The 12,837-nt window shown below is 35.6% G+C and carries 12 protein-coding genes and 1 tRNA gene; 3 read left to right on the top strand and 10 right to left on the bottom strand.

What is annotated here, in order from left to right:
* Positions 1-32: 32 nt before the first annotated feature.
* Both DEF52_RS00815 and DEF52_RS00820 read right to left on the bottom strand, forming a co-directional pair.
* Positions 33-509: an RDD family protein gene (locus DEF52_RS00815; RefSeq protein ID WP_006279800.1), complete on the bottom strand. Its 477-nt coding sequence runs from the start codon at positions 507-509 to the stop codon at positions 33-35.
* A 22-nt stretch (positions 510-531) separates the two neighbouring features.
* Positions 532-1,068 (bottom strand): RDD family protein, encoded by a 537-nt coding sequence (locus tag DEF52_RS00820; RefSeq protein ID WP_006279799.1) that lies wholly within the window; start codon positions 1,066-1,068, stop codon positions 532-534.
* A 145-nt stretch (positions 1,069-1,213) separates the two neighbouring features.
* Here DEF52_RS00820 and icd point away from each other — a divergent pair, with 145 nt between their 5' ends.
* Both icd and nth read left to right on the top strand, forming a co-directional pair.
* Complete coding sequence (gene icd / locus DEF52_RS00825) at positions 1,214-2,632, top strand: isocitrate dehydrogenase (RefSeq protein ID WP_151807588.1); 1,419 nt, start codon at positions 1,214-1,216, stop codon at positions 2,630-2,632.
* 27 nt (positions 2,633-2,659) lie between these two features.
* A complete protein-coding gene (gene nth / locus DEF52_RS00830) occupies positions 2,660-3,298 on the top strand; it encodes an endonuclease III (protein WP_151807622.1) in 639 nt (212 codons plus the stop codon).
* 117 nt (positions 3,299-3,415) lie between these two features.
* On the opposite strand, the gene dapE is transcribed toward nth, so the two are convergent.
* Positions 3,416-4,612 carry a succinyl-diaminopimelate desuccinylase gene (gene dapE, locus DEF52_RS00835; protein ID WP_151807589.1) on the bottom strand — a complete coding sequence of 399 codons (1,197 nt, stop codon included), beginning with the start codon at positions 4,610-4,612 and terminating at the stop codon, positions 3,416-3,418.
* A 42-nt stretch (positions 4,613-4,654) separates the two neighbouring features.
* Between dapE and DEF52_RS00840 the strand changes: the two genes are divergently transcribed.
* Positions 4,655-5,911: an iron-containing alcohol dehydrogenase gene (locus tag DEF52_RS00840; RefSeq protein WP_151807590.1), complete on the top strand. Its 1,257-nt coding sequence runs from the start codon at positions 4,655-4,657 to the stop codon at positions 5,909-5,911.
* Between the two features lie 170 nt (positions 5,912-6,081).
* Here the strand turns inward: DEF52_RS00840 and DEF52_RS00845 are convergent.
* The 7 genes from DEF52_RS00845 to dnaE all read right to left on the bottom strand — a co-directional run bounded on the left by DEF52_RS00845 (position 6,082) and on the right by dnaE (position 12,661).
* Positions 6,082-6,154, bottom strand: a tRNA-Met gene (locus tag DEF52_RS00845).
* Positions 6,154-7,446, bottom strand: coding sequence for an adenylosuccinate lyase (gene purB / locus DEF52_RS00850; RefSeq protein WP_151807591.1), 1,293 nt, complete (start codon positions 7,444-7,446; stop codon positions 6,154-6,156). The genes DEF52_RS00845 and purB overlap by 1 nt, the downstream gene beginning before the upstream one ends.
* On the bottom strand, positions 7,443-7,640 hold the full coding sequence (locus DEF52_RS00855) for a hypothetical protein (protein WP_237357310.1): 198 nt from the start codon (positions 7,638-7,640) through the stop codon (positions 7,443-7,445). The genes purB and DEF52_RS00855 overlap by 4 nt, the downstream gene beginning before the upstream one ends.
* Positions 7,641-7,672: 32 nt before the next feature.
* Complete coding sequence (gene rplI / locus DEF52_RS00860; RefSeq protein ID WP_151807593.1) at positions 7,673-8,227, bottom strand: 50S ribosomal protein L9; 555 nt, start codon at positions 8,225-8,227, stop codon at positions 7,673-7,675.
* A gap of 7 nt (positions 8,228-8,234) precedes the next feature.
* A complete protein-coding gene (rpsR, locus tag DEF52_RS00865) occupies positions 8,235-8,510 on the bottom strand; it encodes a 30S ribosomal protein S18 (RefSeq protein WP_007548890.1) in 276 nt (91 codons plus the stop codon).
* Positions 8,510-9,283 (bottom strand): 30S ribosomal protein S6, encoded by a 774-nt coding sequence (locus tag DEF52_RS00870; RefSeq protein WP_010082465.1) that lies wholly within the window; start codon positions 9,281-9,283, stop codon positions 8,510-8,512. The genes rpsR and DEF52_RS00870 overlap by 1 nt, the downstream gene beginning before the upstream one ends.
* Positions 9,284-9,331: 48 nt before the next feature.
* On the bottom strand, positions 9,332-12,661 hold the full coding sequence (gene dnaE / locus DEF52_RS00875) for a DNA polymerase III subunit alpha (RefSeq protein WP_151807623.1): 3,330 nt from the start codon (positions 12,659-12,661) through the stop codon (positions 9,332-9,334).
* Positions 12,662-12,837: the final 176 nt, after the last annotated feature.

Here is a 12,837-nt window from a genome sequence, read left to right on the forward strand (position 1 = left end):
CACCCTTGGTGGCAGACAGCTAAAGGAAAATATCAACTAGGTTTATAATCTATCACTACCGTGTTTGCAATTTTGTCGTGAAAAGCTTGTTTATGTTCATCACCTACTGCACATACTAAAACTAAGATTAGTATAGCTAAGAATAAAATGGGATTACAAAGTGATATGCAATAAATTATAAAAAGAGCTATAGTCCTTTTCATTGCTTGCATTGTAGTGATTGACTCAAATGTATCTTTGTCTTTTACACGCATGCTAAATAACAAGTGTCCTGGAGTGCCGCCAAATTTTACTAGCATGAATATATGAAATATACATGGTATCATTAAAAATAAAGAAAATACAATCGTGGTGATTACAATTATTGCACCCATGATCCCTTGTATTGCGTGTGTAAGTGAGAAACCCACCGCCATTAAACCAAATGGTATTGCGATAAATAAAATACAATCAACTATAAATGCTAGAGTACGTCTTGTCATCGTTGAGTAGTTTACTTTTTTATCCATGTACTACCTATAAAGAAAAATATCAACTAGATTTATAGTCTATCACTACTGTTTTTGCAATTTTATCGTAAAAAGTCTGTTTGCGTTGATCAAATACTGCAAACAAAAATAAAATTAGCACAATTAAAAGATATAGAAAAGTATAACCATGATAATGCAGATGAAGCAAAAAGCGAAAAATAATCCAGATGCTTCCCTTAGAAATACATCTTATTGTTGCTTGCATAAGGGTAACATTTGTAAATGTATTAGCATCTTTAATATGCATACCACACAATAGTTTTCCTGGGGTACCACCAAGTTTTGTTACCATTAATATTTTGGATATTGTTAGTACTAATGTTGCGACCACTGTAGAAACTATAAATGGTATTTCTGTTGCTAGTTGTGCAAGTTCCTGAAAAGAGTCTTTATCTTGATCTTGTAATGATACGATGAATACACCATAGATAAAACCGAAGATAAAATGAGGGGAAAATATGATGAGGTCAAGTATTTCTGCTACAATACGCCTTGTAAATCCTACATAATTTACTTTAACATTTATTTCAGTATTCATAACCCCACCTATATTTCATAATATCATCATATGATATAAAAATACGTTATTAAATAACCGTAAATATACTAACTTGGGTAATATTAGCTACTTGTGCCACTCTATTATTTAAATTAATATTAAATCATTTATAACTAGGGAAGTTATGTCAACACTAATCACAGTTGCATATGGCGACGGTATCGGACCAGAAATCATGGAAGCGGTGCTGTCGATATTGCGCGAAGCAGAAGCGGAAATCTCAATAGATATTATTGAAATAGGGGAGCGTGTTTACAGTAAAGAATGGTCTCACGGAATTTCTCCAAGTGGTTGGGAATCAATTGAAAGGACAAAAATATTATTAAAATCTCCGACAACAACTCCTCAAGGTAAAGGGCACAAAAGCTTAAACGTTGCACTCAGAAAAAATCTAGGGTTGTATGCAAATATCAGACCATGCATTTCATATCATCCTGTTATAGAAAATAAATTCGATAAGTTTGATATCGTAGTGATACGTGAAAATGAAGAGGACGTTTACACCGGAATAGAGCATAGGCTCACTGGTGACTCTTACCAATGCACTAAAATTATTACTAGATCTGGCTCAGAGAAGATATGCAGGTACGCTTTTGAATATGCAAAAAAACACAACAGAAAAAAAGTAACTTGCCTGACTAAAGATAACATCATGAAAATGACTGACGGAACTTTCCATGCCGCGTTTGATCGCATTGCAAAGGAATACCCAGATATAAAGGCAGAACATTATATAGTTGATATTGGAATGGCGCGTATTGCAACAGAACCGGAGAATTTTGATGTTATAGTAACCGAGAACTTATATGGCGACATATTATCAGATATAGTCGCACAAACCTCTGGATCTGTGGGGCTTGCCGGAAGTAGCAACATCGGGAATGAATACGCAATGTTTGAAGCAGTGCACGGTTCTGCCCCTGATATTGCAGGAAAAAACATAGCCAATCCTTCTGGTCTTTTAAATGCTGCAGTGCATATGCTAATTTACATAGGTCAAGTGGGTACTGCAAAACTAATCTACGATGCATGGCTCAAGACTTTGGAGGATGGAATACACACTGCCGATTTATATAAGGAGAAAAGAAGTAAACAGAAAGTTGGTACCAAAGAATTTGCAGAAGCTGTTATAGATAATTTAGGAAAGAAACCTGCTGAGCTTATAATTGGCAGTGGTTCGGATAGTAAAATAAATAAAGTACAAGACAATTACGAACAAGATTACAAAGTTAAAAAGCTAGTGGGTAGTGATATAACTCTCGCTTGGAACAAATCCAGTAATGTTGATCAAATAGTAGGATTATTTGAATCAAGTAATCTGCAAATGATAGCAATATACTCAAAAGGACTTGCGATTTGGCCAGGAAACTCAAAACCTTCAAGTGACCAAATAACCTGTAGGTTTATCGCAAATAATGAAAAGCAAGCTATTACAAATAGTGATGTAAATAACTTGCTAATCAAACTCGAAGAACACAATTTTGACGTGGTGAGAATGGACAAATTGTATTTGTATGATGGGAAAGAGGGGTTCTTTGTTTAAATATTTAAAAGAGGTGTGGTAAATGAAATGGACTCAAAAAAAGTAGAACTAATATTTGAAAAGTTTCAACAATCAAATCCTGCGCCAAAAATAGAGCTAAATTATACCAATCATTTTACGTTACTGGTTGCGATAGTTTTATCAGCGCGGACAACTGATGTAAGCGTTAATAAAATTACAAGAGAACTATTTAATATCGCTGATACGCCAGAAAAAATGCTGAGCTTTGGGCAGAGTGAGCTGAAAAAATGCATAAGCAGTATTGGTTTATATAATTCCAAAGCAAAAAATATAATCGGGCTTAGTAAAATATTGGTAGAACGATACAACAGCAAAGTACCTACTAATTTTGATGATTTGGTGTCTTTGCCTGGAGTGGGGAGAAAGAGCGCTAATGTGTTCTTAAATTCGGGGCTTGGCATTCCAACATTGGCAGTTGATACTCACGTTTTTAGAGTGAGCAATAGAATTGGGCTTGTGAAAGAAAAAGATGTGTTTAAAACAGAGCAATCTCTTTTAAATGTGGTTCCCAAAAAATACCTGCTTTATGCTCATCATTGGCTAGTTTTGCATGGTAGATATGTTTGCAAAGCACAGAAACCTTCGTGTGAAACGTGCATAATTCATGATTTATGTGAATTTAAGTGCAAAAGGTATAAAGTCTAGTATTTCTTCTTTTGTCATCCAAGTAGCTATAGAAACGAAAAAACTTACTTGACACATTTTGCTGGAATGACACCAGTTGTTATTCAGACAACAGTTATGCAAGAGATCTGATTACATCTAAGCTAACAATGGACCACTAGATATATTACTAACTACGTTGACCTGATTCAATATTTTATTAGTGGGATTGAAATAATTTTCTATAAATTCCTTATATATAGCTGTTAACTTGTGTATATCGTTTACTGATACGCATTCGTTTATCTGATGTGCAGTTTTGTTGATTATACCAAATTCAATCACTGGACAAACATCTTTGATAAACGCAGCGTCAGATGTGCCACCACTTGTGCTCAGCGCAGCATCAATACTGGTAACTTTATTTATTGCATCAAGCATAATATCAGTATTCCTATCGGGAGTAGAGAGGAAAACGTCCCTGCTGCTATGCATAGAAAGCTTATAATCGTTAGTTACACTAGAGCATATTTCATCAATCAGCTTATATAGGCCACCCGGTGTTTGTTCATTGTTATATCGAATGTTAAAACATGTAGTTGCTGAACCAGGTATTAGATTGCTAGTATTATTTCCAACATCGATAGTAGTAACTTCGCAATGTGAAGGCTGAAAATATTTATTACCACGATCAAAAGTAGCATTTTTTATCTTACTCAATATCGATATTACCTTATATATTGGATTATCTGCTAGGTCTGGGTAGGCAACGTGCCCTTGTTTTCCATGGCAAATTAATTCAAATGTTACAGAACCTCTTCTGCCTATTTTTATGGTATCACCTAATTTCTCACTACTGGTTGGTTCAGCAACCACACAGAAATCCACCTTTTTTTGCTTACTTTTCATCCATTCCAAAACTGCCTTTGTTCCATATTCTTCCATGCTTTCTTCAGCACTGGTAATCAATGCACTTATCGAACCATTAAATTGAAACTTCTCTGCAATCAAATTTACCATAGCAGCAATAAATGCAGCTACTCCGCTTTTCATATCAGCGGCCCCTCTTCCATATAGCATTCCATCCCTCACTTCTGGATTAAATGGACCAAACGCCCAATCTTTTAACTGACCCGGTGGTACAACATCAACGTGCCCAGCAAAGCACAAATTTGGTACTCCATTTATATATTTCGCATAAAGATTTTTAACTTTATCACCAAATTCTAAAATCTCACAATCAAAGCCGCTCTTCTTGAAGATTGTTGCTATATACTCTATTGCCCCGCTGTCTTCTGGTGTTATACTCTCAAAAGAGATCAATTTCCTAGTTAGCTCTACAGGGTCAATTTTCATGTCAATCTTAAAATACTTATACTGCTATATTGTAAACACTCTATGCACTATTTAAAACAAATATTACATCAAACCGAACAAACTTTTCTAAGGGAAGTAATAACAGATTACTACCTTGCTGATGATATCTATGAAATATGCACACGACACGGAAATGACGTCTTTCTAGTTGCAGATAAAAATACAGCAAAACTTTTAAACAAAAACGTACTTAATAAAATTCCTAACTTAATTATTCCAGCTCCACCTGCCATTCCAGTGTCACGCGCTGGGATGACATCAGGTAGAGAAATGACACCAAGCAGAGCTGCCTCTCTTGAAACCGTAAATCTAGTTAGAAACAAAGCAAAAGACAGTGACTTAATAGTTGCATTTGGTAGCGGCACTGTTAACGATATCTGCAAATATGCAAGCTACCTCGAGAAAAAAGATTATATATCGTTCCCAACAGCCGCTTCTATGAATGGATATACCTCTGCAAATGCTTCAATATTAGTAAATGGATATAAAAAATCGTTCAAAGCACATCTTCCAAGAGCAGTATATATAGATATAGACATACTTGCCAATGCACCACTGCGTCTCACATTAAGCGGATTTGCAGATTTCATTTGTCGTTCAACAGTTCAGGCTGACTGGCTACTATCTCATTTGTTGCTTGGCACAGAATACAATGAATTACCTTTTACACTTGTTCGCGATTTGGAGCAAATTTTGCTAAGAGAGTATACGGCGCTTACTAAAAGAAGTAGAAAAGTGGTCCTATTACTTATGGAAGTTCTACTAATTTCAGGACTTGGAATGGTAATATCAAAAGGCAGCTATTCTGCAAGCCAAGGAGAGCATATGATAGCTCACGCAATGGAAATGGTAACAAGAGATCATTCCTTACTACATGGCGAAAAAATTGCTGTTACGACGATTACCATGGCTAATTTGCAGGAAAAGATATTATCAATACAAAACCCGATTATCAAACCGACCACTTTAGATGTAAAACATATAACTCAGTGCTTTGATAATATCGAATTTGTAAGAACTTTTGAACAGAAGCAAATTATGCAGCAAAAAATCCAAGAGATTATTTGTAAAGAATGGCATAATATTTCCAGTTTAATTAAGCAAAATTTACTACCTGCAAAACACCTGCAAAAAATATTTGAAGATCTATCAATTCCACACTTACCAGAGCACCTCAATTGGAATAAAGAACAATATTGTAAAGTGGTCGATCTTGCGTTTGCAACAAGAGATAGATTCACCTTTCTTGACTTAGCTAACTGCATAGAAGAAAGTTAAGTTTTGTAGTGAAATTCTGTCATTTAAAGAGATCATAGGCCAAAAGCTAAACCCTTTTCACAATCTCTTATCCATTGTCTCCTCACCTGAGTGGATATACAACTCATTCCAAGTAACTGACACTGGGTTTCACCAATAGCACTGCTTTGCTAAACATAGTTTAGTTCGAGTGGCTGAGGAGGGACTTGAACCCCCGACCAAGAGATTATGATCCTCCTGCTCTACCAACTGAGCTACTCAGCCTAATTGAAAACCTTGCTATACATGTGACCTACATGTTTTGTATAATATTTCAAATCAAACAAAGATTCAAGTTTTTCCGAGTTAATAACCTTAAGTAAGAGTTTATCTTGTTTCAATTCGGCCAGAAAATCACTGTTGTTTTGTTTCACTTTCATTGCATTGCTCTGAACAATTTTATACGCCTCTTCCCTCGCCAAACCACTATTTACTAACTCAAGCAATACACGCTGTGAGAAAACTAAACCTTTTGAAGAATTTAAGTTCTTTTCAATGTTTTCCTTATTGATCACCAATTTATCTATCAAATCTGTTAATCGCACTAAAGCAAAATCCATTGTTATACAAGCATCAGGAGCAATGCATCTTTCCACAGATGAGTGTGATATATCACGTTCGTGCCACAATGCAACATTTTCTAACGCAGGAAAAACATAACTGCGTATTAAACGTGAGAGTCCAGTCAGATTTTCACTTAAAATAGGATTACATTTGTGTGGCATAGCAGAGCTTCCCTTCTGCCCAGTGGAAAAATGCTCAGAAATTTCGCCGATTTCAGTTCTTTGCAAATGACGAATTTCAATTGCAATATTTTCTATTGAGCTTGCAATCACTCCCAAAATTGAAAAGAACATGGCATGTCTATCACGAGGAATGACTTGAGATGATATGGTTTCAGGTATGAGTCCCATTTCTTTCGCTACATACTCTTCAACAAACGGATCAACATTTGCAAAATTACCTACTGCACCTGATATTTTACAAATTGAGATCTCTTTTTGCGCGCTAATTAATCTCTGATAATTGCGTTTAAATTCAGCATAAAATCTAGCAAATTTTAATCCAAGAGTTGTTGGTTCTGCATGCATTCCATGACTGCGCCCAACACAAACAATATCTTTATAGTCCTCAGCTTTTTTTTTCAATACTGCAAGTATATTTTTTAGATTCTCGAGTAAAATATCACATGACTCTTTCAACTGCACCGCAAGGCATGTATCCAAAACATCAGAACTTGTCATTCCATAATGGAGATAACGAACATCAACTCCCGCTTTTTCAGCAATATATGTTAAAAAAGCTATAACATCATGTTTTACAATGAATTCAATTTCGTTGATACGTTCAATATCAAATTCAATAGCACCAGAGAGCTTCTGAGCAACACTATTTGGAATCACTCCTAACTTTGCTTGAGCTTCACACGCTAATTTTTCTATTTTAAGCCATATATTAAACTTGTTGCTCTCTTCCCAAATCTCAGACATCTCTTTTCTGCTATAGCGGGGAATCATTTTTGATTTATTCCAATAATGGTGTCATTCCAGTGCGTGACACTGGAATCCAGATATAAAAGTATTTGCAAATTATTCAATGGACAACGGATTCTAGAAGCATAAAATAATGTCCATGATGAAATAAACTGGATCCCAGTGTCACGCACTGGGATGATAGGAGGGGAGCACTGGGATGACACCAGCTTAGCCATGGCAGACATTTCTTTACGACTATAACAAGGGATCAGCTATCATCACCATCAGCAGCTTCTTTATTCGCATCTTGCTCTGCCTCTTGTTGCTCAGATTTCTGATTTTGCAATTTTACTTGCCTTAGCTCATTTGCATCTGTTTCGGATTTCACGACGTATATAGTAATTGGTACTACTACTTCACTATGTAATTCTACGTTTACTTGGTATTCACCCAAGTTTTTGATGCTTATTCCACCAAAAGATAAACTACGGTGATCTATCACATGTCCTTCTTGTAGTAAAATTTTCGCAATTTCACGTGTTGTTACAGAACCAAAAATTTTACCATCCTCTGAAGCTTGCTTTATTAATACCACAAACTTATCATGTAGTGACGATGCAAGCTCTTTTGCTACATTTAATCTTTTTATATTCTCTTCTTCCAGTAATAAACGTTGCTCCTCTAGCTTTGTTAAATTTTCCTTGGTAGCTTTCACCGCTTTTCTTTGTGGAAAAAGAAAATTACGTGCATAACCTGGTTTAACTTTGACAACTTCACCAAGTTTACCTAAAGTCCTTATATTTTCCTTTAAAATTATCAACATAAATTACCTAAACTTTTTTAGTACAGTAAGGAATAAGAGCTAAAAAACGTGCCCTTATGATCGCTAAGCGTAACTTCCTTTGTTTTTTTGCACATACGCCTGTTAATCTTCTAGGTAATATCCTACCATAGTCAGAGGTAAACTTGGATAATAAATCTATATTCTTATAATCTATGTCTTCATCTTTAGACGCAGCAAGAGGGCAAACTTTAGAACGCCTAAAGCCAGTCCTATTATTTACAGATACGTAAGAATTATTAAAACTATTTCGTCTTTTCATCATTATGCGCTTTGCTCCTCAATTTGTTTATTCATCATATGAGATTTACCTTCAAAAATTTTATCAACCTGCACAGGAAAGTGGCGAATAACGTTCTCATTAAGTTTCATTCTACGCATAAATTCATCCAGAATGCTTGCAGTAGAACTTATGCACATTATACAATAATGACCGCTCTTCATTTTATTTTTGTGATATGCAAAATCCAAAAGACCCCAATGTTCATACTTGATTAATCCTGATGCTTCAATGTTTTTCAAAAGCATTTCCAACGCTTTGCTCGATTGAGTTGGACCGTTTATTCTAAAATCTTTCAAAATATCTTGAAAAATCTTTATTAGATGTTCTGAAATATTTCTCTTCAAAGCATTTACTGCGTTATGGATAAACGCACTTTTAGTACTGCCTCCTAGAAATTTTGTAAAATCTTGCGTTATTCCTAAATCTTTTAGGTCATCTTTCAACTCTTTATCGATTTTTGACTTCACTTCTTTCAAATTTGAAAGATCTTCTTCTAATTCAACCCATAAAATTTTTGTAAGATCTTCCAAGAAATCAGAGTAAGCAACTAGACTTTCTTTAATGTCCTCAGCACGCACTTCTAACTCTTGTTTTGTAAGCTTGTCATTTCCTTTTTTCAGAATATCCCTGATTTGCTGGAACATAATATCTGCTTTAATATTTTTCAATGAAACAGCTAGCTCTTGGACCATCTCCTCTACTTCTTGCTGTAACAATCCTTGTTGTGCTATAAAAGTAAATTCATAAAGATTCACTATATCTTCCTTTAATACCGATTAAATATTTCATTATATAAAGCTTTTTTATATAAGCAAGTTATTTGTATTAATTTCTACGCCTTTAATCCAGCTTAAATTAGATATTTCATAAATTACTTGAGGAGCAATTGAGTATGCACCTGGTAATAAGATGCTCACTTTATGTTTTTCGAGAAGAAGTTTTAGCATTATTTTGGTTCTGCCTTCATCTTTCAATATTGTGTTTAATTCCATAGCGGCTTTTTGCGAATCCGTGCACTCAGTGGTGAGAACTAATTCTTTTATTGTAGAAGTGACTCTTTTTGTAAACTCAGATATATCCTTGCCTGCTAATCTTGTTGTATTTTCCGAAGCTTCAAGATCAATTATCACAAACGTTCCTGGTGAAAATAAATCTCTTTTTTCTTCTATTATTTCATTATTATAGAATGCTATTTCAGAAACGTTATGGGGATCAGAAAGTGTGAGGATAACAAACCTTCCACGCTCTGAAGTTCTCATACGTGCATTTAATATTACCCCAGCAGTTTTTGCTGTTCTATTTTCTCCGATAAACCCAATATTTAACTTTTCCAGAAGAGTTCTAAATTTTTCAAGCGGATGATTAGTTAAATAAAATCCTAGTGAAAATAACTCATGTTCTAATTTTTCCTCTTCATCAAAATCTTCCACATTCTCAAGTTTCGGTTTGAGGACATCAAGACTACCAAACAAAGCAGCTTGACTTGATTCTCTATCCTGTTTGTTTTTATTTGCAAAGTAAATCAGCGTGTCCATTGACTCATATAGCTGCTTTCTGTTCTTATGCACGCTATCGAATGCTCCGGATTTAATCAGGCTTTCTAGCGCTCTCTTATTTATTATATGACCTGAATTTTGAATGAATTCCCATATGTCCTTACAAGCGCTTGAACGTACGTTCACTATTCCTTCCGCTATAGAAAAACCAACATTCCTCAAGGCAGCAATACCATAACGTATGCGTTCATCCTCTATTGAGAATTCAGCTTGAGACTTGTTTATATCAGGTGAAAGAACGGTAACGCCACTAAACTTTGCTGCATGATAAAATAAATTCAGTTTATCTCTATCATCAATATTCAGATTCATTAGTGCTGTAAAAAATTCTAATGGATAATTAGCTTTAAGGTAAGCCGTTTGATAAGATATCACCGCATATGCTGCAGCATGAGATTTATTGAACCCATAACCAGCAAATTTTGCAACAAGGTCAAAGATATAACTTGCCCTGTCATAATCAACGCCATTCTTCGTTGCCCCTTGGATGAAAAGTTCACGTTGTTTATCCATCTCTTCCTTGATTTTCTTACCCATGGCACGTCTCAGCAGATCTGCTTCCGCTAAGCTATACCCGGAAAGAATACGGGCTATTTCCATCACTTGTTCTTGGTAAATTATTACCCCAAATGTCTCTTTTAATACTTCCTCAAGTAACGGATGAATATAATCTGGCTTTTCAAGTCCATGTTTTCTTGCAACATAAGTTGGAATGTTATCCATAGGTCCTGGACGATAAAGGGAAATTAAAGCGATAATATCTTCAATGCAGTCCGGTTTTAGTTTAATTAAAGCTTCTCTCATTCCCGAACTTTCAAGCTGAAACACTCCAATTGAATCACCGCTTGAGAGTATCTCATAGGTTTTTTGGTCATTTAAAGGAACTGAAGAAATATCAATCTTTTTTCCATCACGATTAATTAAACGACATACATGATCTATTAGCGTTAGCGTACCAAGCCCAAGAAAATCAAATTTTATTAGCCCAGCTTTCTCCACATATTTCATGCTGTATTGAGTGATTGGCAAAGCTGAATTTGGATCATAATACACAGGAACAAAATTTTCCAACTTTTGATCACATATTACAATTCCAGCAGCATGGGTTGAAACGTGACGATATATTCCTTCAAGCTTAAGAGATATATCAAGAAGCTTTGCAATTACCTCATCACTATCCCGTTCTTTCTGCAGGTTTTGATCAAACTCTATCGCTTGTGATAAAGTTACAGGATTTACTGGATTAAATGGAACCATTTTAGATATTTTATCCACTTGAGAGTAAGGCATTTGTAATACCCTCCCAACATCACGCAATACTGCCCTTGCCTGCAATTTTCCAAAAGTGATTATTTGAGCAACATAACCGTACTTTTTCTGAACATAATCAATAACCAGGTCTCTTTTTTCCTGGCAAAAATCAATATCAAAGTCAGGCATCGATATACGATCAGGATTCAAAAATCTTTCAAATATTAGGCCAAACTTTATTGGATCAAGGTCTGTAATCTGTAAGCCCCAAGCAACAATTGAGCCTGCACCAGAGCCTCTTCCTGGACCAACTGGAATGCCATTTGCTTTGCTCCAACGAATGAAATCAGAAACTATCAAAAAGTAGCCAGCGTAGTTCATCGAAGTTATCACACTCAGTTCGTAATTCAGCCGATCGTAGTATTGTTTAAGGTCTATGTCTGTCTCATTCGCAATACGGAATTCTAATCCTGCAACTGCCTGCTCCCTCAGTTCTTCATTCTCAGTTTTATTTTCTCGACAAGGAAATTTAGGCAAAATAGGCTGCCTGCTTCTTGGCATGTAAGAGCACCGCTTAGCTATCACTAAAGTGTTATGAATTGCTTCGGGAATGTCGCTGAACAGCTCCTCCATTTCTGCCACAGATTTGAAGTAATGCTCGGTAGTTAACTTCTTTCTGTTATTCTCCAGGGCATAACTCCCCTCCGATATACACGTTAATATATCATAAGCCTCATAGTCAGACCTATTTGGAAAAAATACATCGTTCGTTGCAACTAGTGGTATATTGCGCTGATAAGCAAAATCTATTAAAGTTTCTTCAAGCTCTAGCTCCTTGCTCAGCCCATGACGCTGCAATTCAACATATAAATGACCATTAAATGCTGAAAGCAGTTTTTCAACCGTTTCTTTATCTTGCCCCAACAATAGTTGAGCCAAACATCCACCGGTTAAAGCGATCAGACCCGTACTTAAATTCAATAGCTCATCAAAATCAACGTAAGGAATATCGCTGTTATTCTTGCGCTTTCTAAAAGACTCACTCACCAAAGTGACTAAATTAGTGTACCCTTGCTCATTTTTTGCAAGCAATAATATAGGTAAATTTTGTTCTGAATGTTTAACTATAATATTGCATCCTATTATTAGCTGTATTCCCCTACTTGCCGCATATTCTGAAAACTCGAGCGAGCCAAACAAGTTACCTGAATCAGTGATTGCAACCGCTGGCATTTTATTTCGCAAACAAAGGCCGATCAGCTCCTCAATTTTAACCGAGCTTTCAAGCAGCGAATAAACACTATGAACACGTAAGTGTATGAACATAAGAAACTTTAGATCAACAAAAAAGGATAACATTAATTTACTCATGAGAACATAATTTTCATGAGAACAAAAGCCTATAAGATTTCTCAAATCTAAGGTTAAGATACAAAAAACTTCCTTGACAAGCTTCGCCAGCCCCCTTATCATGAAACTGAAGCTATTGTATTTGCTTTCGC

Origin of the sequence: Wolbachia endosymbiont of Nasonia oneida (assembly GCF_009012935.1) — a bacterium.
In the GTDB taxonomy this organism is placed as follows: Bacteria; Pseudomonadota; Alphaproteobacteria; order Rickettsiales; family Anaplasmataceae; genus Wolbachia; species Wolbachia pipientis.

What these genes read in the sequence shown, in the direction of transcription:
- DEF52_RS00820 (WP_006279799.1), bottom strand. Translation starts at nt 1,068, where the DNA reads ATGAATACTGAAATAAATGTTAAAGTAAATTATGTAGGATTTACAAGG.
- nth (WP_151807622.1), top strand. Translation starts at nt 2,660, where the DNA reads ATGGACTCAAAAAAAGTAGAACTAATATTTGAAAAGTTTCAACAATCA.
- rplI (WP_151807593.1), bottom strand. Translation starts at nt 8,227, where the DNA reads ATGTTGATAATTTTAAAGGAAAATATAAGGACTTTAGGTAAACTTGGT.
- DEF52_RS00815 (WP_006279800.1), bottom strand. Translation starts at nt 509, where the DNA reads ATGGATAAAAAAGTAAACTACTCAACGATGACAAGACGTACTCTAGCA.
- dnaE (WP_151807623.1), bottom strand. Translation starts at nt 12,661, where the DNA reads ATGTTCATACACTTACGTGTTCATAGTGTTTATTCGCTGCTTGAAAGC.
- purB (WP_151807591.1), bottom strand. Translation starts at nt 7,446, where the DNA reads ATGATTCCCCGCTATAGCAGAAAAGAGATGTCTGAGATTTGGGAAGAG.
- rpsR (WP_007548890.1), bottom strand. Translation starts at nt 8,510, where the DNA reads ATGATGAAAAGACGAAATAGTTTTAATAATTCTTACGTATCTGTAAAT.
- DEF52_RS00855 (WP_237357310.1), bottom strand. Translation starts at nt 7,640, where the DNA reads ATGGCTAAGCTGGTGTCATCCCAGTGCTCCCCTCCTATCATCCCAGTG.
- dapE (WP_151807589.1), bottom strand. Translation starts at nt 4,612, where the DNA reads ATGAAAATTGACCCTGTAGAGCTAACTAGGAAATTGATCTCTTTTGAG.
- DEF52_RS00840 (WP_151807590.1), top strand. Translation starts at nt 4,655, where the DNA reads ATGCACTATTTAAAACAAATATTACATCAAACCGAACAAACTTTTCTA.
- icd (WP_151807588.1), top strand. Translation starts at nt 1,214, where the DNA reads ATGTCAACACTAATCACAGTTGCATATGGCGACGGTATCGGACCAGAA.